Below are 27,000 nucleotides of genomic sequence, written 5' to 3' on the forward strand. Positions count from 1 at the left end.
CCCACCCCCGGTTCCATCTGCACTTCACGCCGACCGGCTCGTCCTGGCTGAACCTCGTCGAGCGCTGGTTCGCCGAACTGACCAACAAGCAGATACGGCGAGGCGTCCACAGGTCCGTCCAAGCCCTGGAGAAGGACATCCGCAACTGGATTGCCGCCTGGAACACCGACCCCAAGCCCTACGTCTGGACGAAGACTGCGGACGAGATCCTCGAACGCCTCGCCTCATATCTGAACAGAATTCCCGACTCGGAAGACTAGAGCGCCCCTCCCCCGCGGACCGCACCCGCGTCGGCCCTGCCTCCCGGCGGCCGACGCGGGTGCGCAACTCGTCCGGGCCTACGACTTGTTCGACCCGGCAGGCTTGCTGGTCCCGGCCGGCTTGCCGGTGGCGTACAGCCAGGTCCGGAACAGGCCGTCGAGCTTCTTGCCGGACTCCCGCTCCGCGAGGCGCTCGAACTGCGCGGTCGTACCGTGTCCGGCGCGGTGCCCGGTGGCCCAGGCGCGCAGGATGCGGAGGAACGTGCGGTCGCCCACGGCGGTGCGCAGCTCGTGCAGGGCCATCGCGCCGCGCGCGTAGACGGGCGTGCCGAAGATGTTCGCGCCGCTGCCGGGGTCGGCGGGCGGGTACGCCCACAGCTCGTCGCCCACCGGACGCGCGTACAGCGCGTCGAACGCCTTCTGGGCGCTGTCACCCCCGTGCTGCTCGCTGTAGAGCCACTCGGCGTACGTGGCGAAGCCCTCGTTGAGCCAGATGTCCTTCCAGCTCGTGAGGGAGACGGAGTCGCCGAACCACTGGTGGGCGCTCTCGTGGACGAGGGTGGCCAGGTCGGGCGCGGAGTCGTACACGGGCCGCGTCTGGGTCTCCAGGGCGTAGCCGACGTCGGGCGCGTGGTCCACGATCGAACCGGCGGCACGGAACGGGTAGGGGCCGAAGACCTTGCTCTCCCACTCCAGCACGGAGGGCAGCTTCTTCAGCACGGGTGCGGCGGCGGCCGCCTCACGCGGGTCGACGGCGTTGACGACCTGCACGCCGTCGCGGGTGGTGTACCGCTCGACCTTGAACTTCCCCACGGTCGCGGTCGCCAGGTAGGCGGCCATCGGCTCGGCCTGGCGCCAGCGGTAGGTGGTCTTCCCGTGGGCGGTGCGCCGCCCGAGGAAGACGCCGTTGGCGATCGCGGCATGTCCCTCGGGAACGGTGAGGGTGAAGTCGTAGGCGGACTTGTCCTTGGGATGGTTGTCGGCCGGGAACCAGGTCATGGCGCCCTGCGGCTCACCGGCGACGAAGGCTCCGTCGTCGGTGGGTATCCATCCGTCGGCGGAGCCGTCCGGGTCGGTGACGGGCCCGGGGGTGCCGCCGTAGGTGACCGTGACCCGGAACCGCTGCCCCTTGCGCAGGGCATGGCGCGGGGTGACGACGAGTTCCTGACCGCTGCGCCGGAAGGCCGCCGGGTGCCCATCGACGGTGAGGCCGGTGATCCTCAGGCCCTTGAAGTCGAGGTCGAAGCGGGTCAGGCGCTCGGTCGCGCGGGCGGTGAGCACGGCCCTGCCGTCGAGGTGACGGTCCGACGGCCGGTAGTCCAGGGTCAGACCGTAGTGGCTGACGTGATAGCCGCCGTTTCCGGCGAGCGGAAAGTACGGGTCCGCGGCACCGGATGCGCCCGTGGTGCCCGCCGCTGCGGGCCCGGCGGTCGCGAGCAGGGCCGCGACGGCGACGGGGACGGCTCCGACGACGGCCCTGCGGCCGAGGACGGCGGTGCTTCTGACGGACTGCTGTTGAGTGGGCTTCACATGCGCTCCTGGGGGGTGGCGATGATCAAACCCCCACAGACTAGGGGCGCCCCCGCCCGGCGGTCCCCCTCGTTCAGGTCAAGTCACGGGGCGTCACTTCGCGGACGGTCGTAGGCTCGAGAGGACCACTGCCACTTCGGAGGGGCCTGACCATGAGCGTGCGTGTGCGTCGCGTCTACGAAACGCCGCAGCCCGAGGACGGTGTGCGGGTCCTGGTCGACCGGCTGTGGCCGCGCGGCCTGTCGAAGGACGCGGCGGCGGTGGACGAGTGGCCCAAGGGCCTGACCCCGTCCACCGAGCTGCGCCGCTGGTACCACGAGGGCGAGGCGTCCTACGAGGAGTTCGCGCGCCGTTACGAGGCGGAGCTCGCCGCGCCGGAGGCGGCGGAGCTCGTCGACGTGCTGCGCGAGTCGGCCGAGGAGGGGCCCGTCACCCTGCTGACCGCCTCGAAGTCCCCGGACCACAGCCACGCGGCCGTCCTGGCCCATCTCCTCCAGAGCTGAGCGGGCCGGGCCGGGCCGCCGTGACTGCCGCTACCGTCACGGCGGTTGCGGCAGTCACCCTGTTCGCGGCGGCGACCTGCGGGGACGGTCAGCCCGTCTGCTTCGCCGCCGCCCGCCCGGCCGCCCGTCCGGAGAAGAGGCAGCCGCCGAGGAACGTGCCCTCCAGCGCGTTGTAGCCGTGCACGCCACCGCCGCCGAATCCGGCGACCTCTCCGGCCGCGTACAGACCGTCGATCGCGGTGCCGTCGGCGCCCAGGGCACGGGAGTCCAGGTCGGTCTGGATGCCGCCGAGCGTCTTGCGGGTGAGGACGTGCAGCTTGACGCCGATCAGCGGGCCGGCCGCCGGGTCGAGGATCCGGTGCGGGGTCGCGACGCGGCCGAGCCGGTCGCCGATGTAGCGGCGGGCGTTGCGGATGCCCTGGATCTGCGAGTCCTTGCTGTAGGGGTTGGCCATCTGGAGGTCGCGGGCCTCGATCTGACGGCGCATCTCCGCCGCGTCGAGCAGCGGCTTGTCGGTGAGGCCGTTCATCTTCTCGACGAGCTGCTCCAGGGTGTCGGCCATCACGAAGTCGGCGCCGTGCCGCAGGAAGTCCGTCACCGGGGCGGGCGCGCCCTTGCCGAGCAGCCGGTCGCGCAGCACCGCCTTGCGGTCCTTGGCGGTGATGTCGGGGTTCTGCTCGGAGCCCGACAGCGCGAACTCCTTCTCGATGATCCTCCTGGTGAGGACGAACCACGAGTGGTCGTGGCCCGCGAGGTCCTCGGTGGTGCGCAGGTGCTTGAGGGTGCCGAGGGTGTCGTAGCCGGGCAGGCACGGGTCGGGCAGCCGGCGGCCGAGGGCGTCGAACCACAGCGAGGACGGGCCGGGCAGGATGCGGATGCCGTGGCCGGGCCAGATCGGGTTCCAGTTCTGGATGCCCTCGGTGTAGTGCCACATGCGGTCGCGGTTGACCAGTCTGACGCCGGCCGCGGCGCTGATGTCGAGCATGCGCCCGTCGACGTACTCCGGTACGCCGGTGACCATCCGGGCCGGGGGCGTGCCCAGCCGCTCGGGCCAGTGGCGCCGGACGATGTCGTGGTCGGCGCCGATGCCGCCGCTGGTGACGACGACGGCCTGCGCGGTGAGCTCGAACTCGCCGGCCGCCTCGCGGTTGGAGGCCACGCCGCGGGGGGAATCGTCGTCGGCCAGGACGGTGCCCCGCACCCCGCGCGCGGCGCCGTCCTCGACGACGAGTTCGTCGACCCGGTGGCGGTGGTGGAAGGTGAGCAGTCCGTCGCGCTGGGCCTGACGGGCGTAGTCGACGAACGGCTCGACGACCCCGGTGCCGGTGCCCCAGGCGATGTGGAAGCGGGGGACGGAGTTGCCGTGCCCGTCGGCGCGCAGGTCGCCGCGCTCCGCCCAGCCGACGGTGGGCAGCAGCTTGATGCCGTGGCCCTCCAGCCACGAGCGCTTCTCCCCCGCCGCGAACTCGACGTAGGCGCGGGCCCAGCGCACCGCCCAGGAGTCCTCGTCCTCGGTGCGGTCGAACTGCGCGCTGCCCTGCCAGTCGGTCCAGGCGAGGTCGAAGGAGTCCTTGATGCCCAGGCGGCGCTGTTCCGGGGAGTCGACGAGGAACAGTCCGCCGAAGGACCAGAACGCCTGGCCGCCGAGGTTGGCGGCGTTCTCCTGGTCGACCAGGGCGACGCGTCTGCCCCGGCTGGTGAGTTCGTGCGCCGCGACCAGGCCGGCGAGGCCCGCTCCGACGACGATGACGTCCGCGTCCATGGCGACCGTTTCCTTCCTCATCCGCCGCGCTGCGCGGCGGGCTTGTCGCTGCCGTCGGTGAGCAGCGCGGTGAGCAGTTGCTTGAGCCAGGCGCGGGCGCGTTCGACGTCCTTGTCCAGCAGCAGTTGGGTGGTGACGCCGTCGTACGCGGCGACCACGGCGTGGGCGGCGCCGTCGGCGTCGCCGAGCACGGCGGGCAGTTCGGTGTGCCCCCGGGCGCGGGAGAGCCGGTCGGCGACGGCCCGCCGCAGCCGGGCCCGGTGCTCCAGGAGGGTCCGGGCCACGACCGCGTCGCGCGCGGCGTGCACCAGGAAGTCCGTCTTCACCAGGAGCCAGTCCAGGTCGAGCAGGAGCACCTCGGTGACGCGGTCCACGGCGGCGGGTACGTCGAGGTCGGGTCCGTCGAGGGCGAGCGCCCCGGCGACCTGGTCGGCGATGAGGTCGGCGCGTTCGCGGTAGAGGGCGAAGAACAGCTCGTCCAGGCTGTCGAAGTTCGAGTAGAAGGCGCCTCTGCTGTAGCCGGCGGCTTCGCAGACCTCCTCGATCGAGACGCGCCCGTACCCCTTGGCCGCGAACACCGAGAAGGCGGCGGAGAGCAGGTTGGCACGGGTGCGGACCCGGCGCTTGGTGACCCGCCCCGCCGGCTGCTGCGCCGCTTGCGCCATGCCCCCACCTCCGTTCGATACGCGAATGTATCCGATACGTCAGTGCATCGAAAGAGGTGTGCGGCGAGGTGACGCGGCGGGCGCGGGGGTGAGGAAATAGGGGAACATATTTTCGATTAAGACGTACGCTGGATCCATGACCACGCACCTCCAGGGCTCGCTCTTCGACCAGACCGACCGGCTGCGGCTGGGCCGGCTCGACGGGACGCGCCGCACGGAGCTCGGCCAGGGCGCCTGGATCGACGTGCTTCCCGGCTGGCTCGCCGGAGCCGACGCGCTCTTCGAACAGCTGGTGGCCGAGGTCCCGTGGCATGCCGAGCGGCGGAAGATGTACGACCAGGTCGTGGACGTGCCCCGGCTGCTCGCGTTCTACGGCGCCGACGACCCGCTGCCCCACCCGGTGCTCGCCGAGGCACGCGAGCTGCTCTCGGCGCGCTACGCGGACGAGCTGGGCGAGCCGTTCGTCACGTCCGGGCTGTGCTACTACCGCGACGGCCGGGACAGCGTCGCCTGGCACGGCGACCGGATCGGCCGGGGCGCGCGCGAGAACACGATGGTGGCGATCCTCTCCGTGGGCGCGCCCCGCGACCTGCTGCTGCGGCCGCTGCACGGACGCGGCGACACCGTGCGGCGTCCGCTGGGCCACGGCGACCTGATCGTGATGGGCGGCTCCTGCCAGCGCACCTGGGAGCACTGTGTACCCAAGACCGCGCGCGCCGCGGGGCCGCGCGTCAGCATCCAGTTCCGGCCGCGCGGGGTGCGGTGACGGAGGTCCACCGATCGCCCCGCCGGGCGTGACGGACCGGGGGGCCGGGCGCCCCGCCGCCCGCCTCCCCGCCGCCCGCTTCCTGCCTCCTGCCTTACGCCGGGCGGTCCGGCTCCCCGCCTTCGGCCCGCTCGGGGATCAGCAACGCGTAATGGCGCACGGCGGTGAACACCGAGGGCTCGGGCAGGTCCAGTGCCGCCATGGCGGCCGAGGCGGCCTCGTGGCGGTCCCCGTTGACCCGGATCTCGGTCTCCATCGAGCCGGGCCGCCCGCCGTAGAAGACCTTGACCCCGTTGAAGAACGGGGACTCCAGGTCCGCGGCGAACGTGTCCGCGAGGCGGTGCAGCACGTTCGCCTCCAGCAGGGCGGTCTGGATGCGCCGGTTCTCGGAGGTGTCGAGTCCGACGCCGACCACACCGGAGATGATCGAGTGCATACCGGGGACACCGCGCTCGTCATCGGGACCCGCGTGCTCCGCGAAGCGCTGTTGCGGGTCGAGGAGTTCGAGCAGGCACGCGCCGGCCGTCCGCACCCACGAGTCGGCCGCCTGTCGCGGGTTGCCGGACATGGCGACGACGCAGTCCATGAAGCACGGCACGTCCGGCTGGAGACTCACGTCCGGCAGCGCGACGAGGTCGTAGTGCCGGCCGCCCCCGTGGTGGGGCGGCGCCACCGCCACCGCCCAGCCGTGCGGACTGAGCAGCGACTGGCCCTTGAGTTCGGCGCCTTGCGTCACACCGGGCGCGTACTCCTCCAGGCTCGCCTTCACCAGGGCGAGGAACTCCAGGTCCGGCAGGCGTTCCGCGGACGGCTCGGGCTTGCGCGCACGGCGGCGTATCCAAGGCATACGAGGGATCCTACGGAGCCGACCCGCCTGGGGAGCCTTCTTGATGATCTGCTTTGCTGTGCGGGTCAGGCACCGACCACACCACACGGGGCGATCATGCGGGCGGATGTGCAGCAAGTCGCGGACGGCACCTACCTGGTGCACGGCAGCAACACCAACTGGGTGATCCTCACCGAGGGGGACGCCGCGACCCTGATCGACACCGGTTATCCGGGAGACCGGCAGCAGGTCCTGGAGTCCCTGGCCGCGGTGGGGAGTTCGCCGGAGGCCGTCGCCGCCGTGCTGATCACCCACGCCCACAACGACCACCTGGGCTCGGCCGAGTACCTGCGCAGCACCTACGGCACGCCGGTCTACCTGCACGAGGACGAAGTGCCGCACGCGCGCCGGGACTTCCTCCAGCAGGTGAGCGTCGGACAGGTGCTGGGCAACGTGTGGCGGCCCGGGGTGCTGCCGTGGCTGGTGCACGTGCTGCGCGTCGGCGGCACCGAGCAGCATCCCGTGACGGCGCCCGCGCCGTTCACCGGCACCGGAGCGCTGGACCTGCCCGGCCGGCCCGTGCCCGTGCACACCCCCGGCCACACGTCCGGACACGCGGTGTTCCATCTGCCCGAGGTCGGCGCGGTGGTCTCCGGCGACGCCCTGGTCAGCGGCCACGCCACCGCGCGGACCAAGGGCCCTCAGCTGCTGCCCGACATGTTCCACCACGAGCGGGCCCGGGCCGTCGCCTCCCTGTCCGTCATCGAGGCCCTCTCCGCCGACCTGCTGCTCCCCGGACACGGACCCGTGCACCGGGGATCGGTCGAGGCGGCGGCACGACTGGCCCGGGAGCGGGCGGCCTAGGGCCGGTCCGTGGCCGGTCCGTGGACGGTCCGGCGGCCGGTTCCGCAGGCCGCCTAAGCTCGGGCCATGGCTTTGCAGATCAGTGCCACCAACCCGGAGCACCCCGCACTCCTGCTCGAACTCCCTTGGGACACGGCCCTGGAGGAGTGGCCCGAGAAGTACCTGGTCCCGCTGCCGCGGGGCATCTCCCGGCACGTGGTGCGCTACGCGCGGGCCGGCGACGAGGTGATCGCCGTCAAGGAGCTCGCCCGGCGGCCCGCGCTGCGCGAGTACGAACTGCTGCGCGACCTCGACCGGCTGGGCATCCCCGCGGTGGACCCGCTGGCCGTGGTCACCGGCCGCCTCGACGCCGACGGCGCCCCGCTGGAACCGGCGCTGGTGACCCGGCACCTCGGCGGCTCGATGCCGTACCGCTCGATGTTCGAGACGACCATGCGCCCGGCGACCATGCACCGGCTGATGGACGCCCTCGCGGTGCTGCTGGTGCGGCTGCATCTGGCCGGGTTCGCCTGGGGCGACTGCTCGCTGTCCAACACGCTCTTCCGGCGCGACGCGGGCGCCTACGCGGCGTACCTGGTGGACGCGGAGACCGGCGAGTTGCACGCTCGGCTGAGCCCCGGGCAGCGCGAGTACGACCTGGACCTCGCCCGGGTCAACATCAGCGGCGAGCTGCTCGACCTGGAGGCGGCCGGGGCACTGCACCCGGCCGTCGACCCGATCGGCTTCGGCCAGGAGATCTGCGCCCGCTACGACGGGCTGTGGCAGGAGCTGACCCGCACCTCCGTCTACCCGGCGGGCAAGCACCACTACATGGAGCGCCGCATACGCCGGCTGAACGACCTGGGGTTCGACGTCGCCGAGATGCAGATCGAGCACTCCGCCCACGGCGACTCGGTCACCTTCGTGCCCAAGGTCGTCGACGCCGGTCACCACCAGCGTCAGCTGCTGCGGCTGACCGGCCTGGACACCGAGGAGAACCAGGCCAGACGGCTGCTCAACGACCTGGAGAGCTGGATGGCGACCCAGGACGACTACGCACCGGGCGACCCGCTCGCGGCCCGCCCGGAGGTGCTGGCGCACCGCTGGGTGCGGGACGTGTTCCGGCCCACCGTGCGCGCCGTGCCGCTCGAACTGCGCGGTGCGATGGACCCGGCCGAGATCTACCACGAGCTGCTCGAACACCGCTGGTACCTGTCGGAGCGGGCCCAGCACGACATCGGCCTGGACCGGGTCGTGGCGGACTACGTCGCGAACATCCTCCCCAAGGCACGCGACACCCTGGAGCCGACGGAGCCCGAGTGAGGCCGGAGCCGACGGCGCCCGGGCGACCCGGGCGCCGCCGACGCCGGGGTGGCTCAGTCGTGCGGGACGACGGCGACCGGGCAGGGCGCGTGGTGCAGCACCCCGTGCGCCACGGAGCCGATCCGGGCCCCCACGGCCGTACGGCGGGCCCGGCGTCCGACCACCGCGAGCTGCGCCCGCCCGGCCACCGACAGCAGGACCTGGCCAGCGCTGCCCATCTCCACGTGCTCGACCACCGGCACGTCCGGGAAGCGGGCCCGCCAGGGCGCGAGGGCCTCGCCGAGCGCCTTCGTCTCGTACGGCTCCAGGCCCCCGGCGTCGTCGAGGAGCCGGAGCGAACCCGGGCTGTAGGCGAACGCGGGCGGCAGCGTCCAGGCCCGTACCGCGCGCACGGTGGCACCGCGGACGGCGGCCGTCTCGAAGGCGAACCGCAGCACGTCGGCGCTGTCGTCCGGGCCGCCCTCCTGCCCGACGACGATCTCGCGGCCGCCGGCCTCGGCGGCGGCCTGGTCCCCCGCCCGTACCAGGACCACGGGCCGGACCGCCTCGGCGATCACCTGCTGTCCGACGGAGCCCAGCAGGAAGCCCACGACTGCGCCGTGCCCGCGCGAGCCCAGCGCCAGCAGCTCGGCGTCCGCCGCGGCGGCGACGAGCGACTCGGCCGCGTCGCCCTCCAGGACGTCGGTGGACACCTCCAGGTCGGGGTGGTGCTCGGCGAGGGTGCGGACGGCGCCGTCCACCGCGTCCCGCACCCAGCGCTCCTGCGCGTCGCGCTCGGCCACGTCCGGCGCCGCGTCCCGCTGGAACCGCCAGGCGTGCACCACCCGCAGCGCCAGCCGCCTGCGCACGGCCTCCCGCGCCGCCCAGGCGAGCGCGGCCAGGCTCTCGTCCGTTCCGTCGACGCCTGCCGTGATGGGGCGCGTCATGCGCGTCGCCTCCCTGTGTCGCGTGCCGTCCGTGGAACACCCAGTCTTCCCCACGGCCCTCCCGGCACGCCCGCCGTTCATGATCTCGGGTGGGCCCGGCTCCCTCGTACCTGAGCGAAGCGGGGCGATCGAACATACGATGGCGGGAGTCGGCTCGGCGGCGACGCAGGCGCCGTGCCGCACATCCGACCACTCGGGGTGGGAGACGCATGGCACAGGCCGCCGAGGCAGCGCGGACCGTCATCTTGACCGTGGACGACGACCCGGGGGTCTCCCGTGCCGTCGCCCGGGACCTGCGACGGCGCTACGGCGAGTCGTACCGGATCGTGCGCGCGGAGTCGGGAGAGTCCGCGCTGGACGCGCTGCGCGAGCTGAAGCTGCGCGGGGACCTCGTGGCGGTGATCCTGGCCGACTACCGCATGCCGCAGATGAACGGCATCGAGTTCCTGGAACAGGCGCTGGACGTGTATCCGGGGGCGCGCCGGGTGCTGCTGACCGCGTACGCGGACACCGACGCGGCGATCGACGCGATCAACGTCGTCGACCTCGACCACTACCTGCTCAAACCGTGGGACCCGCCGGAGGAGAAGCTCTACCCGGTCCTGGACGACCTGCTGGTCGCCTGGCGGGCCAGCGACTTCCGGGCGGTGCCGACCACGAAGGTCGTCGGGCACCGCTGGTCGGCGCGTTCGTCGGACGTGCGGGAGTTCCTGGCCCGCAACCAGGTGCCCTACCGCTGGTACTCCGCCGACGAGCCGGAGGGCAGACGGCTGCTGGACGCGGCCGGGCAGGACGGACAGCGGCTGCCGCTGGTCGTCACCCCGGACGGCACCCCGCTGGTCGAGCCGGAGGCGCCGGAGCTGGCCGCCCGGGTGGGGCTGGCCACCACACCGACCGCCGACTTCTACGATCTCGTCGTCATCGGCGGCGGCCCGGCCGGACTCGGCGCGGCCGTGTACGGGGCGTCCGAGGGGCTGCGGACCGTGCTGGTCGAGCGCGAGGCCACCGGCGGGCAGGCCGGGCAGAGCTCCCGGATCGAGAACTACCTGGGGTTCCCGGACGGGGTGTCGGGCGCCCAGCTCACCGACCGGGCCCGGCGGCAGGCCGCGAAGTTCGGTGCCGAGATCCTCACCGCTCGCGAGGTCACGGGCCTGGAGATCAACGGCGCGGCGCGGATCGTACGGTTCTCGGACGGCTCGGCGATCGCCGCGCACAGCGTGATCCTGGCGACGGGGGTCTCCTACCGGCAGTTGCCGGCGCCCGGCGTCACGGATCTCACCGGCTGCGGGGTGTTCTACGGGTCGGCGCTGACCGAGGCGTCCTCCTGCCAGGGGCACGACGTGTACATCGTGGGCGGCGCCAACTCCGCCGGGCAGGCCGCGATGTACCTGTCCCGGGGCGCCAAGTCGGTGACGCTGCTGGTGCGCGGGTCGTCGCTGGCGGCCTCGATGTCGTACTACCTGATCCAGCAGATCGAGGAGGCGCCCAACATCTCCGTGCGCACCGGCACGGTGGTGGAGTGCGCGCACGGCTCCGACCATCTGGAGCGGCTGACCCTGCGCGACACGGCGAGCGGGCAGAGCGAACTCGTCGACGCGCAGTGGATGTTCGTGTTCATCGGCGCGGCCCCGCTGACCGACTGGCTGGGCGGCACGGTGCTGCGCGACGAGCGCGGGTTCATCCTGGCCGGGCCCGACCTGACACCCGACGGACGGCCGCCCGCGGGCTGGGAGCTGGACCGGCCGCCGTACCACCTGGAGACCAGTATTCCCGGCGTGTTCGTGGCGGGCGACGCGCGCGCCGAGTCCGCGAAACGCGTCGCGTCCGCCGTCGGAGAGGGAGCCATGGCCGTGATGCTCGTCCACCGGTATCTGGAGCAGTCGTGAGCGGGCAGCGGGTGGAGTGCCGGCCGCAGGAGATCGGTTCGCTGTTCCTGTTCGAGAAGCTCACCCCGGAGCAGCTCGGCAGGCTGTGCCACGAGGGGCGGGTGGAGCGGTACGAACCGGGGCCGGTGTACGCCGAGGGAGAGCCCGCCACCTGCTTCTACGTGATGGTCGAGGGCACCGTCGTGCTGTCCCGCCGGGTCGGCGACGACGACGTCGAGGTCGGCCGGACCTCGCAGCGCGGGGTGTACGCGGGGGCGATGCAGGCCTATATCGGCGACCGGGTGCGGCAGGTCTACACGAACTCGATGCGGGTCACCGAGCCGACGCGGTTCTTCGTGATGCCCGCGGACACGTTCGCGGGCATCATGCAGGAGTGGTTCCCGATGGCGGTCCATCTGCTGGAGGGGCTGTTCTTCGGGTCGAAGAACACGCAACGGGCCATCGGCCAGCGCGAACGGCTGCTGGCGCTGGGCTCGTTGTCCGCCGGGCTCACGCACGAGCTCAACAACCCGGCCGCGGCGGCCGTGCGGGCCACGGCGACGCTGCGCGAGCGGGTGGCGAAGATGCGGCACAAGCTGAGCGTGATCTCGGCGGGCCCGTATCCGCGCGAGGCCCTCGCCGGCCTCATCGAGATCCAGGAGCGGACGGCCGAACTGGTCGCCAAGGCACCCACGTTGAGCCCGCTGGAGGCCTCCGACCGGGAGGACGCCGTCACCGACTGGCTCGACGACCACGGCATCCCGGACGGCTGGCGGCTCGCGCCCACCTTCGTCCAGGCCGGTCTGCACGTCGAGTGGCTGGACCAGGTCGCCGCGGCGGTGGACGAGGAGATCCTGCCCGGGGCGGTGGGATGGCTCAACTACACGGTCGAGACCGAGCTGTTGATGGACGAGATCGAGGACTCCACCACCCGCGTCTCGAACCTGGTCAACGCCGCCAAGCAGTACTCGCAGCTCGACCGCGCCCCCTTCCAGGTCGCCGACGTGCACGAACTCCTGGACAGCACGCTGCTGATGCTCTCCGGGAAGATCGGCGGGAAGATCAAGGTCGTGAAGGAGTACGACCGTTCGCTGCCCCGCATCCCGGCCTACCCGGCGGAGCTCAACCAGGTGTGGACCAACCTGATCGACAACGCGGTCTCCGCCATCGCCGACGCGGGCGGGGAGGGGACGCTGACGGTGAGCACCGCGCGGGAGAACGACCAGTTGCTGGTGGTGTTCCGGGACACGGGCGGCGGGATACCGCCGGAGGTCCGCGGCCGGATCTTCGACCCGTTCTTCACCACCAAGCCCGTGGGCCAGGGCACCGGGCTGGGCCTGGACATCTCCTGGCGGATCGTCGTCAACAAGCACCACGGCAGCATCGAGGTCGAGTCCGTGCCGGGTGACACCCGGTTCCGGATCCTGCTGCCGCTCACCGGGGCGGATCCCGAGACCACTACCGAGGAGGCGCTGTGAGCAACGTCGACGGCATCGAACCGGGCGTCCCGCCGAGCGGTGCGGGCTGCGTCGAGTGCGACACGGCCGGCGGCTGGTGGTTCCATCTGCGGCGCTGCACGCAGTGCGGGCACATCGGCTGCTGCGACTCCTCCCCCGCCCAGCACGCCACCGCCCACTTCAAGGCGTCCGGGCATCCGCTGGTGCGCAGTTTCGAACCGGGCGAGGACTGGTTCTGGAACTACGAGACGAACGAACTGTACGAGTCGGGCCCGGATCTCGCGCCGCCCGAACACCACCCGTTGGACCAGCCGGTCCCGGGACCGGCGGGACGGGTACCGGAGAACTGGTCGCAGTCGCTGCACTGAGCCCGTCGTCACGCGGCCGCGGCGCTGTCGGTGATCCGTGCCAGGATGGGGCCGTGCCGCAACCCGTCTTCACCACCCCTCTCGTCGGCCGGGAGGCGGAACTCTCCCGCCTCGCCGGTGTGCTGGAGCACGCCCGCGCCGGCGAGGCCCGTGCCGTGCTCCTCGCCGGGGACGCCGGGGTCGGCAAGACCCGGGTCCTGGACGAGGTCGCCGCGCGGGCGGCCGAGTCCGGTACGACCGTGTTCACCGGCCACTGCGTCGACCTGGGGGACGTGGGGCTGCCGTATCTGCCGTTCACCGAGATCCTGGCGGCGGTCGCGGCCGACGAGCGGTTCGCGCCGGTCCTGGCCGCGCATCACGCGGTGGACCGGCTGCTCGGCGCGGGGCCGGAGGCCGCCGGGGACGCGGGCGGACGGCTGCGGCTGTTCGAGGCGGTCGCGGCACTGCTGGCCGACCTGGCCGCGACCGCGCCCCTGCTGCTGGTCCTGGAGGATCTGCACTGGGCCGACCAGTCCTCCCGGGACCTGCTGCGCTTCCTGCTCAGCCGCGGTGTCCTCGCCCGCCCGGCGGGCGGCGCGCCCGCCCGGCGGCTCACCGTGTTCGGCTCGTACCGCGCCGACGACCTGCACCGCCGCCACCCGCTGCGTCCGCTGCTGGCCGAACTGGTGCGACTGCCCGCCGTCGAGCGCCTGGAGCTGCGGCCGCTGACCGACGGGGAGGTCGCCCGGCTGGTGCGCGCCCGGCAGGACCGTCCGCTGCCCGACGCGACGGTGCGCGGCATCGTGGAGCGGGCCGAGGGCAACGCCTTCTACGCGGAGGAGCTGCTCGCCGCCACCGACGCCCGGGTGGGCGGGGTGCCCAGCGGCCTGGCCGATCTGCTGCTCATCCGGGTCGAGCAGCTCTCCGAGACCGCCCAGTCGATGCTGCGGACGGCCGCCGTCGCCGGACGCCGGGTCGAGCACGACCTGCTGAGCCAGGCGGTCGGACTGCCCGAGGACGAGCTGGAGTCGGCGCTGCGCGAGGCCGTCGGGCATCAGCTCCTGGTGACCGACAGCCGCAACACGTACGCCTTCCGGCACGCGCTGGCCCGCGAGGCGGTCTACGCCGATCTGCTGCCCGGTGAACGGGCGCGGCTGCACGGGGCGTTCGCGCGTCTGCTGGCCGGGCGGGGGCAGCCGGCCGAGACGGCCGCGGAGCGCGCCCACCACTACCGCGAGAGCCATGACCTGGCCGAGGCGCTCGCCGCGTCGCTGGAGGCCGCCGGGCACGCCCAGCGGGTCGGAGCGCCCGCGGAGGAGCTGCGGCACCTGGAGACGGCCCTGGACCTCTGGCCGGCGGTGGACGCGGCGGCGCTGCCCACGGGCGAGGGGACGGACCGGATCTCGCTCATGCTGCGCGCCTCGGTGGCGGCGGCGCACGCGGGCGAGGGCCATCGCGCGGTCGCGCTCACCCGGGCCGCGCTGGCCGGCGTCGGACAGGACGCGGACTCCGAACTCGCCGCCCGGGTCCGCTACACCCTCGCCGGGAACCTGCTGGGCGTCGACCACGGCGCGGCCTTCGCGCACAGCGGCGAGGCGCTCGCGCTCATACCGGCCGACCCTCCGTCGCCGACCTGGGTGTGGGCGGCGGCCACGCACGTCCTGGCGGCGCGTCAGCTCGGCGACGACGCGACGGCGTTGCGGGTCGCCCGTCAGGCGCTGCCGGTGGCGAGGGAGTTGCGGGTGACGGACGCGCAGGCCGACCTGCTGATCTCGCTGGCGGGGCTGGAGGGCGACACCCGGCGCACCCCGCAGGGCCGTGAGGGGCTGAAGGAGGCCCGTGAACTGGCGCGCCGTTCGGGCAACACGACGGTCGAGATGCGTGCGCTGTTCCATCTGGCCATCGGCTGCTTCGAGTCGGGCGAGTTCCAGGAGTGTCTGCCCTGGCTGGCCGAGGGGCTGGACCGGGCCCGCCGCGCGGGACTGCAGGCCGCGCCGTATCCGTTGGAGATGCGCTATCTCCAGCTGCTGGCGATGTACACCCTGGGGCAGTGGGACGCGTGTCTGGAAGCGGCGGCGGCCGCCGCCGAGGCGCTGCCCCCGTCGGGCGGGTTCGCGCTGGGACCCGCGTGGTACGTCGGTGTCGCGCGGGGCGACCGGGCGGCCGCCGACCGGGCCCGGGAGCTGCTTCGGCAGCCCTTCGACTGGCTCGCCACGCTCGTCGCGGGCATCGTGCTGACGGACGACGCCGCGCTGCGCGGGGACCCGCAGGACGCCGTGGAGCGGGCGCGGACCACGGTCTCGGCGCTGTCCGAAGGGGGACGGCTGCCGGACGCCGCGGTCCGGCTGGTGGCGCTCGCGCTGTCCGCGGTCGCCGACCGGGCCGCCGAACTGCGCCGCTCGGGGCGCGCGGGCCAGCCCGGCCAGGAAGCCGAGCTGGGCCGCTGGACGGACACCGCGACGCAACTGGTCGAACTGGCCCGGGAGACCGCCGCGCTCGGCGGGTCCGGTGCGCCGCAGGGCCCGGAGGGGCAGGCGTGGCTGGCCCGGGCGGAGGCGGAGTGGACCCGGGCCGCGTCCGGACCGGATCCGGTGGTCTGGGAGAAGACGGTGGCCGCGTTCGGCTACGGGGACGTGTACGAGCAGGCCCGCTGCCGGCTGCGGTTCGCCGAGGCGCTGCTCGTCGCCGACCGCCGGGAGGAGGCCGCCGCGCAGGCGCGGGCGGTGCGCGAGAGCGCCGAACTGCTCGGTGCCGCGCCGCTGCGGGAGCAGGTGGACGCCCTGGTCCGGCGCGGGCGGCTGGCGGACACCGGGCCGTCCGACGATCGCCCGTCGCCGCTGACCGCCCGTGAGCAGGACGTGCTGCGGCTGCTCGCGCTGGGCCGCAGCAACCGTCTGATCGGCGAGGAGCTCTTCATCACCGGCAAGACGGCCAGCGTCCATGTCTCCAACATCCTGGCCAAGCTGGGCGCCGCGAGCCGTACGGAGGCGGTGGCGATCGCCTACCGGGAGGGGCTGATCGTCCGCGAGCCGAGCGCGTCCGGCTGACCCGGGCGCCCACCGAGGCGGTACGGCGCCGAGTACGAGACCGGGTGCCCCGCCCGGGGGCGGGGCACCCGGGACACCCCGTCGGGCCTCGCGTCAGTTGCGCGCGGCCGGGGTGTTGGCGGCGGTGACGTTGACGGCGGCCCAGGACCGGTCCACCGCCTGGTACTCCGCGCTGTCCGCCCCGTAGAGGTCCTTCGCCGCCTTCAGCGTCGCGACGCGCGCGTCGTGGAAGTCGGTCGTGGAGACCATGTAGCGGGTCAGGGCCCGGTAGTAGATCGCCGTGGCCTTGGTGCGGCCGATGCCGGTCACCGGCAGACCGTCGTAGGTAGGCGAGTCGTAGGCGACACCGCCGATCGTCTTCTTGCCGCTGCCCTCGGCGAGGAGGTAGTACGCGTGCGAGGAGACGCCGGAGCCGGCGTGGACCTCGGTGTCGTACACCGCCGGCGACCAGTAGTCGATCGTCCGTTCCAGTGTGTCCAGGGAGGGCTTGTCCAGACGGCGCAGGAACTTCTGGGACAGGCCCAGCTTCTCGCCGATGAGGTAGTTCGGCGGGTTGTTCGCGTTGTTCGCGCTGAACTCGACGTTGGAGCCGAAGACGTCGGCGAGCGACTCGTTGAGCGAGCCGGGCTCGCCGTACTGGTTGCCCAGGTTGTCGTACCGGGTGGGCTCCAGGCGGGCGGTCGCGTCGACGACGCCGTGGGTGAGCTCGTGCCCGGTGACGTCGAGGACCACGAGCGGCTTCTTGAAGAAGGTCCCGTCGCCGTCGCCGTACAGCATGCAGTCGCAGTACGGGTCCCAGAAGGCGTTGCCCACCTTGTTGCCGAAGTGGACCATGGCGCGGGCGCCCTTGCTGTTGTTCTCGATGCCCTTGCGCCCGAAGGTCTTCTTGTAGAAGTCCAGGGTCTTGGTGATGCCGTACTGGGCGTCGACGGCGGCGCTGGTGCGGCTGGAGACGGCGCCGTTGCCCCACGTGTCGTTCGTGGTGGTGAACTGCTTGCCCTGGGTGAAGACCTCCAGCTCCAGGCCCTTGGCGTCGCGCGTCTCGGTGCCCCAGCGGGAGGGGTCCTTCAGCACGTACGTGGTGGCGGCGGTCCGGGTGGTGACCAGCGGGACCTTGCCGACGAAGAGCGAGGAGCCGGTGCCGAAGGCGGTCGCCGGGTAGCGGCCGGTGGTCACGGCGGCGGACGACACCGCGGAGGCCGACGAGCCGGCGATCGAGGAGCCGACGAGGGAGGAGGCGGACCGCGGGGCGGTGCCGACGGCCGGGGAGATCGTCTCGCCGCGCTCGCGCAGGGTGGCCAGCAGCCGCGGCGACAGGAACTCGTCCTGGTCGACGGCGTTGCTGCGCACCGAGCCGGTGACGGCGTCGACGACGACCGTACGGGAGCCGCCGCTCTCGGTGGTGTCGCTGTCGCTCACCCGCACCTGGTAGGCGAGGGCGGCGGAGCCGTCACGGGCGTCGACCACGAGCCGGGCGCCGCCCGCGTCGCCCTTGGCCACGGCGGCGGCCTTCTGCTCGGCCTGTCGCGCCGTGAGCCTGGCCTTGACGGCGGCGGGCTTGACCACGTGGTCGGCGGCGCGGGTGACACCCGCGTACGCCAGGTTCCGGGTGAGGTGGACGACCAGGTCGCCGCCGAGGACCGGCATCCCCCGGTGCGTGCGCGCGAACCGGACGTGGCGCGCGCCCTCCGGGTCGATCAGCACGTCCTGGGCATGCAGTTCGTCGCCGGGCGCGAGGCCGGTCGCCGAGGCGTGGGCGAAGGCGACGGCCACGGCCGCCCCCACCACGGACGCGGGTGAGGTCGAGGCAGTGCCCGCGCCCGTCCCCGTGGCCGGGGCCGCGAGGGCGGTGCCCGCCAGTCCGGTGGCGGTCGTCGTCACGGCGACGGCCACCGCCAGGCTGCGTATATGGGGTCTACGCACTACTGAGGGTTCCTTAGTTCACAGACGGCCGGGAACTCCGACCGCGCTGACGCATGACGGTGTCGAGCGCCATGGGGGCCGGGAGAGCCCCGGAGTGGAACCCTTATGGATCAGTCATGTCCATGTAAAGAGTAAATAGTCTACTTACCTGCTTTTCATGGCATTACTTTGCAAATCCACCCCGTTCAGTGATCGCCGAGCGACCAACTGTGCGTCAACCGTGGAGATATGACGAGAGGCGAGAAGGTTGCCCTCGTACGGGTGTGACACATCTCGCATTGACGTTCGCCCGTGGCACCCGCATCCCCATCGACCGACGACGGACGAGGAACCGCATGGCCACAACGACGGCCCGAAGAGGTACGGCACTGGCGACGGCGGTCCTGCTGTCGCTGCCGGCGGCACCCGCGCACGCGACACCCCGAGGGGCGAGCCCCACCTCGGCACCGGCCGTGACCACCCGTCCCCCGCAGCCCGAACCCGATCTCACGGGGCTGCGCGGGGTCCTGCGCACGGCGCAGCGGCAGGGCGCGCCGGGCGCCATGGCCCGGATCGACGACCACGGCACGGTCCGGACGGCGGCCGTCGGGGTGGCCGACCGCACCACCGGACGGCTCCTGGCCGACGCCGACCGCTTCCGGGTCGGCAGCATCACCAAGACCTTCTCCGCCGTCGTCCTGCTGCAACTGGTCGACGAGGGCCGGCTGGAGCTGGACGACCCGGTCGACCGCCATCTGCCCGGCCTGCTGCCGGACGCCCGGATCACGGTGCGCCATGTGCTGAGCCACCGCAGCGGCCTGTACGACTACACGAACGACATGTTCGCCGACTCGGTCCAGGGCTTCGAGGCGGTCCGCACCAAGGTCTTCACCTACCGCCGACTGGTGGACCTGTCGCTGCGGCACCCGCGCACCGCCGCGCCCGGTGCCGCCTACTCCTACTCCAACACCAACTTCGTCGTCGCCGGGCTGCTGATCGAGAAGCTCACCGGCCGACCGGTCGGCACCGTCTACCGGGAGCGGATCTTCGACCCGCTGAAGCTGCGCGACACCTTCTACGTCCATCCCGGCACCGGGATCCCCGGCCGCCACGCCCACGGCTATCTGACCCCCGACCGGGCCGGCGCCCCGCTGGTCGACGCCACCGAGCAGACGGCGTCGTGGGCGCAGAGCGCGGGCGCGATCATCTCCAGCACCCGGGACCTCGGCGCCTTCTACACGGCGCTGCTGCGCGGCCGGCTGACCTCGGCCGCGCGGCTGGCCGAGATGAAGCGGTGGACCGTGGTCAATCCCACGCAGGGGTACGGGCTCGGGCTGCGGCGGCGCGATCTGTCCTGCGGGGTGTCCGTGTACGGGCACACGGGTGCCGTGCAGGGCTACTACAGCTACGCGTTCGCCTCCGGGGACGGCGGCCGCAGCCTCACCGCGCTCGCCACCACCTCCAACAACGGCAAGGTGCTCAACACCGTGCTGGGCACGCTGGAGTCCGCGTTCTGCGGTGCGCGCGACCGCGTGGGCGGCGCGGCCGGGCGGGCCTCGTCGGTGGAACGGCACGAGGACATCGCCCCGGGGGCCGTGCTGGACTGACACCGTGCGACCGACATCGCACGACGGGCCAGGAACCCCCGCGCGCCGGGGCGCGTTGTCGGATGGAGGGCCCCGGCACGTCCGGCAGGGTCCTGCACCACGACACCAGGGCGGCAGGATGAGCGAGTTGGTCCCCGGGGGCAACGTGCCCCTCCCGGACGGCGCGCTGACCGTCCGGGTGCCCGGCCCGTTCGACGTGTCCGCGCTCGTCACCGACGACAGCGGCCGGGTCCGGGGCGACGGCGACTTCGTCTTCTACAACCAGCCGTCCGCCCCGGGAGCCCGGCTCGGCGGTGACACCCTGCGGATCGACCCGGCCGCGCTGCGCGCCGGAGCCACCCGGGTCACCGTGGTGGTCAGTCCCGCCGACCCCGCCACCTCCCTGGACCGGCTGCCCGCTCCCACCCTGTACGTCACCGACCCGCGGGGCCGCGCGATCGCCCGGTTCGCCCCGCCGCGGCCCCGGCAGGAGACGGTCCTGCTGCTCGCGGAGATATACCGGCGCGGCACCGGCTGGAAACTGCGCGCCGTCGGGCAGGGGTACGCGGACGGGCTGGCGGGCCTGGCCCGGGACTTCGGCGTGGACGTCACCGACGAGCCGCCCGGGCCGTCCGCCGTGGCCCCCGCGTCACCGGCGGCCCGCCCGGCGCCGCCTCCGGCCCGCCCGACGGCGTCCGCGGTCCGGTCCGCGCCCGGCCGGGCTCCCGTCCCGGCGGGCGGCCCCGCGCCGGGACACGTGCCCGCCCCCGATCCCGACGGCTTCCTGGACCTGGTCAACTCCGCCCGCGCCCGGGCCGGCGCCCCGCCCGTCACCCTCGACGCCCGGCTGGTGGGGGCGGCGCGCGAGCACGCGGCGGCCATGGCCGCGGCCCGCCGGCTCGGCGCCGAGGGACGGGACGGCGTCTCCGTCCACCAGCGCGTCACCGCCGCCGGATACGCGTATCTCACCGTCGGTGAGCATCTGGTGTCCGGACCGCGCACACCCGCCGAGTTCGTCGCGTACTGCCTGGACTCCGACCGGCCCCGGCGCACCCTGGAGGACCCGGCGTTCACCCACGCGGGTCTGGCCCGGGTACCGGCCGGCGGCGACACCTACTGGACCGCCCTGTGGGCGGCACCGCTCACCGTCGACGGACTGGCCCGCACCGAGGCCGAGGTCGTCGCGCGCACCAACACCGAGCGCGCCCGCGCGGGCCTGCGGCCGCTGTCCGCCGACCCACGGCTGGCGACCGCCGCGCGGGCCCACAGCACGGACATGGTGGCGCGCGCCTTCTACTCCCACACCTCGCCCGAGGGGACCGAGCCGTGGGACCGAGCCGCCGCGGCGGGCTCCACCCGGCGCTCGATCGGCGAGAACATCGCCTGCGGGCAGCGCTCCCCCGCCGAGGTGGTCGAGGGCTGGATGAACAGTCCAGGGCATCGGGCCAACATCCTCAAGCCCGACTTCACCCATATCGGGGTCGGCTTCGCGGGCGGCGGACCTGCGGGAACGTACTGGACCCAGCTCTTCGGCGCCTGAGAGGCAACCTCCTCGCCCGATCCGACGTCTTGATCCACAGCAGACGACGCCCCGGCCGCCAGGACCGGGGCTGATTTCCGGCGCACTATACGCACCATGTATACACGACATGTATACGTGTGATGCATAGACGCGATGCCGCGTGCGCGCCGGACAGGGACCCCCACCCCGTGGAAAGGCATCGATGTACGGCAAAGCAAGCGCCCCCGAGTACCAGGGCGCCCTCACCACCCTCTCCGTGAACTCCTCCCTGGTCGACGTGCTGGCCGCGGGCACCGAACAGCTCCGGGCCGCCGAGCGGGCCGGGCAGCACGGCGAGGCCGCGCGTTCGGGCCTGGCTGTGGCGGAGGCGCACCGACGACTGGGGCAGGTGCGCGAGGCGGATCTCGCCTGGAAGGCGAGCTACCGCGCGGCCCGGGACGCGGGCGACATCGCGGCGATGGCCTGGGCGCTGTGGAGCGGCGGCACCCTGGCCCGCCAGCGCGGCGCGTTCCCCCTGGCCCGGCGTCTGCTGGGGCTCGCGGCCGAACTCGGTGAGCGCGGCGGCGACATCGTGGCCCGCGGCTACTCACTGGCGGGCCTGGCCGAGACCGGCCGCATCCAGGGCGACTACGAGGCGGTCGGGCGGCTGCACGAACAGCTCCTCGCCGAGGCCCGTCGGCGCGGCGAGGCCCGGCACACGGTCTGGGCCCTGGAGGGCATCGCCCAGATGCACCGCAACTCGGGCGCCCACGACACCGCGTACGCCCTGTTCGAGGAGGCGGCGGAGATAGCGGAGCGCGCGGAGGACCGGCGCGGGCACGCCTGGGCGCTGCGCGGTCTCGCCGACGTCGTCTCGGTCCGCGACGGCGACACCGGGCGGGCGCTGGCCCTGCTGGCCGAGGCGGAGACGACCTGCCGGGCCATGAACCTGTCGAGCGCGCTCGCCTACAACCACAAGATGCAGGGCAACGTCCTCTACCGCGCCGGGCGTTGGACGGAGGCCCGGGAGCGCTACGAGCTGGCGCTCGACGAGTTCCGCGCCATGGGCGAACCGCGCGGCGAGGCACTGGCCCGGCTCGGTCTGGCCAAGTCCCTGGCCCGTCTGGGCCGCGACCGCGCGGAGACCGCGGCCGAACTGGCCGAACTGGCCCGGGCCCTGGAACGGATCGGACTGCGGCACGCCCGGCAGATGGTGACACGGGCGCAGGAGGAGTTGGGCGTCGACGCGGCCCCCCGCACGGACACCGGCCCCGGCCCGGAAGCAGGCACCGGCACCGGCACCGGCACCGGCACCGACGAGGGGACCGCGCGATGACGACGCTGCCCGAGACCCTCCCCGGGTCCCTCTCCGAAGCCCTCCCCGCGACGCCGCCCGCCTCCCCCCGGGCCGCCACCGGTCCCCGCGCTCACACCCCCGCTCCCCACGTCTCCCCCGCCTCCCACGCCCCCCATGTCCTCGACCGCTGCCGCGCCTTGGTGGATCCTGCGCTGCGGGAGGCCGTGGGCCTGCTGCATCCCTGGCTCGGGGAGATGGCCGCGTACTCCTTCGGCTGGTGCGAGGTCGGTGGCGAGCCGGCCGCCGGCACCGGTGGCAAGGGGGTGCGGCAGGCGCTGGCCGTGCTGGGCGCGGAGGCGGCCGGCGCACCGGCCGGGACCGGCGTCCCCGCCGCGGTCGCGGTGGAACTCGTGCACGCCTTCTCCCTGATGCACGACGACATCATGGACGCCGACGCGACCAGGCGCCGCCGCCCCACCGTGTGGAAGGCGTACGGCACGGGTCCGGCGGTGCTCGCGGGGGACGCGCTGTTCGCGCTGGCCGTGGAGACGCTCGCCGCCGCGCCCGGCGGGCCGGGTGCCGTCGGTCAGCTCTCCGCGACGCTGCGTGAGGTGGTGCGCGGGCAGGCGGACGACCTGCTGTTCGCCGAGCGTCCGTGGACCGGGCCGCACCGCGTACGGCCCGCCGAGTACCGGGCGATGGCCGAGGGCAAGACGGGAGCCCTGCTGGGCTGCGCCGCCGCCCTGGGCGCCCGGCTCGGCGGCGCGCCGCCGTCGACGGTGGCCGCGCTCGACCGGGCGGGCCGGCAGCTGGGAGTCGCCTTCCAGATCATCGACGACGTGCTGGGCATCTGGGGCGATCCGGCCGTCACCGGCAAGCCCGTGCACGGCGATCTGCGCGAGCGGAAGAAGACGCTGCCCGTGCTGCTCGCCCTCGACGCCCCCGCTCCGGCCGCCCGTCGCCTCGCGGCGCTGCTGGCGGCGGACGGGGACGCCGAGGAGGCGGCGGAACTGGTCGAGCGGGCGGGCGGGCGCGGGGCGGCGCTGGCCGAGGCCGGGCGGAGCGTCGCCGCCGTGGAGCGGGCGCTCGGCGGCGCGGCGCTGCGGGAACCGGCCGTCGCCGGCCTGCGGTCCCTGCTGGGGTTCCTGGTGGACCGCGAGCTCTGACGCCGGGCGGTCCTCGTCGCCCACCGGGCGGGGTGCGTCACGGCGCAGAAAATCCGGCGCGGAACTTTTCGTATCGGGGTTCTCTTACCGCTGGTTACCGCCAGGTGGACACGTCGGTAATCGCTGTCTGGGTTACGCGTGGATGAATTCACGGCGTCCGATCGCGGCGCGGTGCCGTGGCACCGCGCCCGAGGTGGGAGCGGCGGCCCGTGCCGCGCTCCGGCCGTCTGACGCAATTTCAGCGTCGTTGGACCGGACCATTTTTGAACGAAGGACAGGAATTCCCGAGAAGTCACATCCGATTGAACACACCCCGTCACGGCTCCCGTACCCATGGGAAAGGTGAACTACGCGGGTTGCAGCGAGGGATGACGATGGCCGAGGCGCATGTCTTCACACAGGAGTCGGTGGCCGGGCGGTACCGGCTGCTCGATGTCGTCTCCCGCGAAACGAACCGGATCTGCTGGTACGGCGAGGACCTGGAAGCCCGGCGCCCCTGCCTGCTCACCCGGATCGGGTTCCCGGGCGGCGGGGGCCTCACGGGCGAGGAGGAAGTCCGCCGGACGACGGGCCGCATCCTGCGCATGTCGGAGACCCTGGTGCGGCTGTGCCCCGGACGGGTCGTGCCGGTGGTCGACGCCGTCGAGGACGCGGGCGCCCTGTGGACCGTCACGGAGTGGGTCGACGGCACCCCGCTCAGCGAACTCCTCGCCCGGCAGGGCTCTTTCGACCACGTGCGGGCGGCCAGGATCGGACTGGAGCTGCTGGACGTGCTGGAGGCCGCGCACGGTCAGGGCATCACGCACGGCGAGCTCAGTCCGGGCCAGATCCACGTCCCCGACCGCGGGCCGATCATGGTGACCGGCTTCGGGCTGGCGGGCGCGACGCTCGCCCCCCGGGTCACGGCGCCGTCGTACGCCTCACCCGAACAGGCGCGTGACGAACGCATCGGTCCCGCGGCCGATCTGTGGGCACTGGGCGCGATCCTCTACGCGATGCTCGAGGGGCGTCCGCCGTTCCGGGAGCGGGAGCGGCCCGAGGCCACGCTGCGGAGCGTGGACCGGCTGCCGCTGCGCGCCCCGGTGCGCAGCGGGCAGCTGACCCAGGCCGTGCAGGGGCTGCTGCGCAAGGACTCCCGGGAACGGCTGAGCCGCGGGCAGCTGCGCGGGATCCTCGAGCACGTCCTCACCGCGGACCCCGACGCGGAGCAGCCCGCCGAGCCCGCGCCCCGGCTGCGCGGCGCGTACGCCGCCGTCCGGCACGCCGGTCCGGAGTGGAGCGGCCGGGCCATGGCCGTGGGGACCGGCCTGGCCGTCGTCACCGTCGCGGTCGCCGTGCTGGCCACCACCGGACGGCCGTCCGGCAACGACGCCGCGACCGGCTCCCGGTCCCGCCCCTCGGCGTCCTCGGCCGCGTCCGCCACGGCGGGCGCGCCGGACGGTGAAAGACCCGCCGGCACCCCGACCGCCACTCCGACGACGCCCACGCCGTCCTCCTCGGTCTCCGCCACCGCGCTGCCGGCCGGTTTCCGCGTCTACTCCGCGCCGGAGGGCTTCGCCGTCGCCCTGCCCGACGGCTGGCAGCCGCTGCGCACCGAGCGCGCGGCCGGTCGGGCCTACCGCGTCACGTTCGGCGCGGCGGGCGATCCGCGCACGCTGGCGGTGACGTACAGCGAGAACGCGGGCCCGGACCCGGTCGCCGTGTGGCGGGACGACGTGCAGCCCAACCTCGCGCAGGACGCGGGGTTCCGGCGGATCGGGGAGATCCGCGCCACCACGTACCAGGGGTACAGGGCCGCCGACATGGAGTGGCTCGCCGACGTGGACGGCGCCCGGGTGCGCACCTTCGGGCGCGGCTTCCTGCTCGGCGGGGACCGCAGCTTCTCGCTGCGCTGGACGACGCCCGCCGCCGACTGGGACGGCGCCGCGAACGGGCAGGCACTGGACGTCGTGCTGCGGACGTTCCGGCCGGGGTCACAGCGATGAACCGCGCGGCGCGCGCAGGGAGCGCAGCCGCCCGCCGTGCAGCGGTTCGGTGGGCCAGCGGGCCGTGAAGGTCCGGTCGTCGAGCGAACAGGTCACCACCAGCCGGTGCGGTGTCTCCAGGAACACCACGTGTGCCTCAAGGGTGCGCGGGTCGGTCCAGCCGCCGCTGACCGCGGTGGGCAGCGGCTCCTCCGTGACGTTCCACCGCTCCGGCCCGAGCCGGAGCCGATGGGGTTCGCCGTCCTCGGTGACGGTCAGCGTCCAGCCGTCCGGGTCCGCCGCGACGGCGACCGAGGTCAGGCCCGGCTGGGCGGCGCAGACAGCGCCGGCCGGGGTGAACTCGGCACCGGCCCAGTCCTCGGCCCGCGCGGGCGGCGCGCCCAGGCCCGCGGCCGGGGGCAGCGCGAGCGCCGCCAGCCGCTGGGCGAGGTCCGCGTCCGCCCGCTCCCGGCCGGGCAGGGGCGCGGGGCCGAAGGAGGGCAGCAGGTGCCGCCAGACCAGGTTCAGCAGGGCCTGCATCTGCACGGTCGCGGCGGTCGTCGCGATCACGGCGTCGTGCTCGGGCAGTACCAGGCAGAACTGGCCGTACGCCCCGTCGCCGCGGTAGCCGTGCCGGGACCGCCAGAACTGGAACCCATAGCCGCGGTCCCAGTCCTGCCGGTCCGCCGCGCCCATGGCGCCCGAGGTGGGGACGTGCTCGCGCGTGGCCAGTCCGACCCACTCCCGCGACAGCAGCCGCTCGCCCGCCCAGACCCCGCCGCGCAGATAGAGCTGGCCCAGCCGGGCGACGGTGTCGGTGGTGGCGTGCAGTCCGCTGTAGCCGAGCTCGCGCCCTGCCCAATCCCGCAGCCACGACACGGCGCCGATGCCGAGCGGGTCCAGCAGCCGGGGCCGCAGGTACTCGGTGAGGGTCTGCCCGGTCACCCGCTGGACGATCGCGGCCAGCGTGTACGTGGTGGGCTGGTTGTAGGCGAAGACCGTGCCCGGGTCGCGTTCGGGTGGCAGCAGCAGGAATCCCCGTACGGGCTCCGCGGCGTCGAGGGCGAGGGAGTCGTGGACGGTCTCGGCGAGGTGTCCGCTGGACATGGACGCCACATGCCGGACCCGCATCGCGCGGCTGCGGGCGTCGGTGATGTCTGCCTCGAACTCCGGGAAGTACGAGATCACCGGGTCGTCGAGGCCGATCAGCCCCTCGGCGAGGGCGAACCCGGCGGCCGTCGCGGTGAAGCTCTTGCTGAGCGAGTACAGCAGCTGGGGGCGCTCGCGCGTGTACGGCGCCCACCAGCCGGAGGCGACCAGCCGGCCGTGTCTGACGATCATCAGGCTGTGCGGCTCGATGTCCTGTGCGTCCCGCAGGGCGTCGAGGAAGGCGTGGACGCCGGACGCGTCGACGCCCTCGGCGGCGGGGGTGCTCGTAGGCAGGGCTCGCTCGCTCATACCGGC

20 protein-coding genes and 1 pseudogene are annotated in these 27,000 nt (G+C 73.6%); 14 read left to right on the forward strand and 7 right to left on the reverse strand.

The window, feature by feature from the left end; genetic code table 11:
- A pseudogene (locus ACZ60B_RS37165) lies at positions 1-260 on the forward strand (IS630 family transposase); the annotation flags it as partial.
- Between the two features lie 78 nt (positions 261-338).
- On the opposite strand, the gene ACZ60B_RS37170 reads toward ACZ60B_RS37165, so the two are convergent.
- Positions 339-1,790: a M1 family metallopeptidase gene (locus tag ACZ60B_RS37170; RefSeq protein ID WP_469395162.1), complete on the reverse strand. Its 1,452-nt coding sequence runs from the start codon at positions 1,788-1,790 to the stop codon at positions 339-341.
- A 152-nt stretch (positions 1,791-1,942) separates the two neighbouring features.
- On the opposite strand from ACZ60B_RS37170, the gene ACZ60B_RS37175 reads away from it, so the two are divergent.
- Positions 1,943-2,293 carry a DUF488 domain-containing protein gene (locus tag ACZ60B_RS37175; RefSeq protein WP_469395164.1) on the forward strand — a complete coding sequence of 117 codons (351 nt, stop codon included), beginning with the start codon at positions 1,943-1,945 and terminating at the stop codon, positions 2,291-2,293.
- 88 nt (positions 2,294-2,381) lie between these two features.
- Here the strand turns inward: ACZ60B_RS37175 and ACZ60B_RS37180 are convergent, their stop codons facing one another.
- Positions 2,382-4,055, reverse strand: a complete 1,674-nt coding sequence (locus ACZ60B_RS37180; RefSeq protein ID WP_469395167.1) for an FAD-binding dehydrogenase — start codon at positions 4,053-4,055, stop codon at positions 2,382-2,384.
- Positions 4,056-4,072: 17 nt separating this feature from the next.
- Positions 4,073-4,720 (reverse strand): TetR/AcrR family transcriptional regulator, encoded by a 648-nt coding sequence (locus tag ACZ60B_RS37185; RefSeq protein WP_469395169.1) that lies wholly within the window; start codon positions 4,718-4,720, stop codon positions 4,073-4,075.
- 136 nt (positions 4,721-4,856) lie between these two features.
- Here ACZ60B_RS37185 and ACZ60B_RS37190 point away from each other — a divergent pair, with 136 nt between their 5' ends.
- Positions 4,857-5,486 carry an alpha-ketoglutarate-dependent dioxygenase AlkB gene (locus ACZ60B_RS37190; RefSeq protein WP_469395172.1) on the forward strand — a complete coding sequence of 210 codons (630 nt, stop codon included), beginning with the start codon at positions 4,857-4,859 and terminating at the stop codon, positions 5,484-5,486.
- Positions 5,487-5,580: 94 nt separating this feature from the next.
- Here the strand turns inward: ACZ60B_RS37190 and ACZ60B_RS37195 are convergent, their stop codons facing one another.
- Positions 5,581-6,333 (reverse strand): DUF6348 family protein, encoded by a 753-nt coding sequence (locus ACZ60B_RS37195; protein ID WP_469395174.1) that lies wholly within the window; start codon positions 6,331-6,333, stop codon positions 5,581-5,583.
- Between the two features lie 96 nt (positions 6,334-6,429).
- On the opposite strand from ACZ60B_RS37195, the gene ACZ60B_RS37200 reads away from it, so the two are divergent.
- Together ACZ60B_RS37200 and ACZ60B_RS37205 are read left to right on the forward strand one after the other, a co-directional pair.
- Positions 6,430-7,176 carry an MBL fold metallo-hydrolase gene (locus tag ACZ60B_RS37200; RefSeq protein ID WP_469395176.1) on the forward strand — a complete coding sequence of 249 codons (747 nt, stop codon included), beginning with the start codon at positions 6,430-6,432 and terminating at the stop codon, positions 7,174-7,176.
- Between the two features lie 66 nt (positions 7,177-7,242).
- The gene (locus ACZ60B_RS37205; RefSeq protein WP_469395178.1) at positions 7,243-8,478 is read left to right on the forward strand and encodes a DUF4032 domain-containing protein; all 1,236 of its coding nucleotides are present in this window, start codon (positions 7,243-7,245) and stop codon (positions 8,476-8,478) included.
- A 53-nt stretch (positions 8,479-8,531) separates the two neighbouring features.
- On the opposite strand, the gene ACZ60B_RS37210 is transcribed toward ACZ60B_RS37205, so the two are convergent.
- Positions 8,532-9,404, reverse strand: a complete 873-nt coding sequence (locus tag ACZ60B_RS37210; RefSeq protein ID WP_469395180.1) for a universal stress protein — start codon at positions 9,402-9,404, stop codon at positions 8,532-8,534.
- Positions 9,405-9,613: 209 nt separating this feature from the next.
- Here ACZ60B_RS37210 and ACZ60B_RS37215 point away from each other — a divergent pair, with 209 nt between their 5' ends.
- The 4 genes from ACZ60B_RS37215 to ACZ60B_RS37230 are packed head-to-tail and all read left to right on the forward strand — an operon-like array spanning position 9,614 to position 16,120.
- Entirely contained in the window at positions 9,614-11,290 is a 1,677-nt protein-coding gene (locus tag ACZ60B_RS37215; RefSeq protein WP_469395182.1) for an NAD(P)/FAD-dependent oxidoreductase, read from the forward strand.
- Positions 11,287-12,747, forward strand: coding sequence for an ATP-binding protein (locus tag ACZ60B_RS37220; RefSeq protein ID WP_469395184.1), 1,461 nt, complete (start codon positions 11,287-11,289; stop codon positions 12,745-12,747). Before ACZ60B_RS37215 ends, ACZ60B_RS37220 begins: the two co-directional genes overlap by 4 nt.
- Positions 12,744-13,094 carry a UBP-type zinc finger domain-containing protein gene (locus ACZ60B_RS37225; RefSeq protein WP_469395187.1) on the forward strand — a complete coding sequence of 117 codons (351 nt, stop codon included), beginning with the start codon at positions 12,744-12,746 and terminating at the stop codon, positions 13,092-13,094. Before ACZ60B_RS37220 ends, ACZ60B_RS37225 begins: the two co-directional genes overlap by 4 nt.
- Positions 13,095-13,147: 53 nt before the next feature.
- The gene (locus ACZ60B_RS37230; RefSeq protein ID WP_469395189.1) at positions 13,148-16,120 is read left to right on the forward strand and encodes a helix-turn-helix transcriptional regulator; all 2,973 of its coding nucleotides are present in this window, start codon (positions 13,148-13,150) and stop codon (positions 16,118-16,120) included.
- Positions 16,121-16,213: 93 nt separating this feature from the next.
- Here ACZ60B_RS37230 and ACZ60B_RS37235 read toward each other — a convergent pair whose 3' ends face one another.
- Complete coding sequence (locus tag ACZ60B_RS37235; protein ID WP_469395191.1) at positions 16,214-18,043, reverse strand: M4 family metallopeptidase; 1,830 nt, start codon at positions 18,041-18,043, stop codon at positions 16,214-16,216.
- A gap of 335 nt (positions 18,044-18,378) precedes the next feature.
- Here ACZ60B_RS37235 and ACZ60B_RS37240 point away from each other — a divergent pair, with 335 nt between their 5' ends.
- The 5 genes from ACZ60B_RS37240 to ACZ60B_RS37260 all read left to right on the forward strand — a co-directional run bounded on the left by ACZ60B_RS37240 (position 18,379) and on the right by ACZ60B_RS37260 (position 25,557).
- Positions 18,379-19,629, forward strand: coding sequence for a serine hydrolase domain-containing protein (locus ACZ60B_RS37240; protein WP_469395193.1), 1,251 nt, complete (start codon positions 18,379-18,381; stop codon positions 19,627-19,629).
- Positions 19,630-19,747: 118 nt separating this feature from the next.
- Positions 19,748-21,148, forward strand: a complete 1,401-nt coding sequence (locus ACZ60B_RS37245; protein WP_469395195.1) for a CAP domain-containing protein — start codon at positions 19,748-19,750, stop codon at positions 21,146-21,148.
- A gap of 184 nt (positions 21,149-21,332) precedes the next feature.
- Positions 21,333-22,445 carry a tetratricopeptide repeat protein gene (locus tag ACZ60B_RS37250; protein ID WP_469395197.1) on the forward strand — a complete coding sequence of 371 codons (1,113 nt, stop codon included), beginning with the start codon at positions 21,333-21,335 and terminating at the stop codon, positions 22,443-22,445.
- Positions 22,442-23,572, forward strand: a complete 1,131-nt coding sequence (locus ACZ60B_RS37255; protein WP_469395199.1) for a polyprenyl synthetase family protein — start codon at positions 22,442-22,444, stop codon at positions 23,570-23,572. The genes ACZ60B_RS37250 and ACZ60B_RS37255 overlap by 4 nt, the downstream gene beginning before the upstream one ends.
- Before the next feature lie 368 nt (positions 23,573-23,940).
- Complete coding sequence (locus ACZ60B_RS37260) at positions 23,941-25,557, forward strand: serine/threonine protein kinase (RefSeq protein ID WP_469395231.1); 1,617 nt, start codon at positions 23,941-23,943, stop codon at positions 25,555-25,557.
- Here ACZ60B_RS37260 and ACZ60B_RS37265 read toward each other — a convergent pair.
- Positions 25,546-26,994 (reverse strand): serine hydrolase domain-containing protein, encoded by a 1,449-nt coding sequence (locus ACZ60B_RS37265; RefSeq protein WP_469395202.1) that lies wholly within the window; start codon positions 26,992-26,994, stop codon positions 25,546-25,548. The genes ACZ60B_RS37260 and ACZ60B_RS37265 overlap by 12 nt on opposite strands.
- Between the last annotated feature and the right edge of the window lie 6 nt (positions 26,995-27,000).

Source organism: Streptomyces sp. NPDC104096, assembly GCF_055584385.1.

Excerpts from the sequence above, each read along its gene's own strand:
- ACZ60B_RS37245 (WP_469395195.1), top strand. The coding sequence starts at position 19,748 with ATGAGCGAGTTGGTCCCCGGGGGCAACGTGCCCCTCCCGGACGGCGCG.
- ACZ60B_RS37195 (WP_469395174.1), bottom strand. The coding sequence starts at position 6,333 with ATGCCTTGGATACGCCGCCGTGCGCGCAAGCCCGAGCCGTCCGCGGAA.
- ACZ60B_RS37190 (WP_469395172.1), top strand. The coding sequence starts at position 4,857 with ATGACCACGCACCTCCAGGGCTCGCTCTTCGACCAGACCGACCGGCTG.
- ACZ60B_RS37260 (WP_469395231.1), top strand. The coding sequence starts at position 23,941 with ATGACGATGGCCGAGGCGCATGTCTTCACACAGGAGTCGGTGGCCGGG.
- ACZ60B_RS37210 (WP_469395180.1), bottom strand. The coding sequence starts at position 9,404 with ATGACGCGCCCCATCACGGCAGGCGTCGACGGAACGGACGAGAGCCTG.
- ACZ60B_RS37255 (WP_469395199.1), top strand. The coding sequence starts at position 22,442 with ATGACGACGCTGCCCGAGACCCTCCCCGGGTCCCTCTCCGAAGCCCTC.
- ACZ60B_RS37250 (WP_469395197.1), top strand. The coding sequence starts at position 21,333 with ATGTACGGCAAAGCAAGCGCCCCCGAGTACCAGGGCGCCCTCACCACC.
- ACZ60B_RS37240 (WP_469395193.1), top strand. The coding sequence starts at position 18,379 with ATGGCCACAACGACGGCCCGAAGAGGTACGGCACTGGCGACGGCGGTC.
- ACZ60B_RS37215 (WP_469395182.1), top strand. The coding sequence starts at position 9,614 with ATGGCACAGGCCGCCGAGGCAGCGCGGACCGTCATCTTGACCGTGGAC.
- ACZ60B_RS37185 (WP_469395169.1), bottom strand. The coding sequence starts at position 4,720 with ATGGCGCAAGCGGCGCAGCAGCCGGCGGGGCGGGTCACCAAGCGCCGG.
- ACZ60B_RS37205 (WP_469395178.1), top strand. The coding sequence starts at position 7,243 with ATGGCTTTGCAGATCAGTGCCACCAACCCGGAGCACCCCGCACTCCTG.
- ACZ60B_RS37265 (WP_469395202.1), bottom strand. The coding sequence starts at position 26,994 with ATGAGCGAGCGAGCCCTGCCTACGAGCACCCCCGCCGCCGAGGGCGTC.
- ACZ60B_RS37180 (WP_469395167.1), bottom strand. The coding sequence starts at position 4,055 with ATGGACGCGGACGTCATCGTCGTCGGAGCGGGCCTCGCCGGCCTGGTC.
- ACZ60B_RS37175 (WP_469395164.1), top strand. The coding sequence starts at position 1,943 with ATGAGCGTGCGTGTGCGTCGCGTCTACGAAACGCCGCAGCCCGAGGAC.
- ACZ60B_RS37200 (WP_469395176.1), top strand. The coding sequence starts at position 6,430 with ATGCGGGCGGATGTGCAGCAAGTCGCGGACGGCACCTACCTGGTGCAC.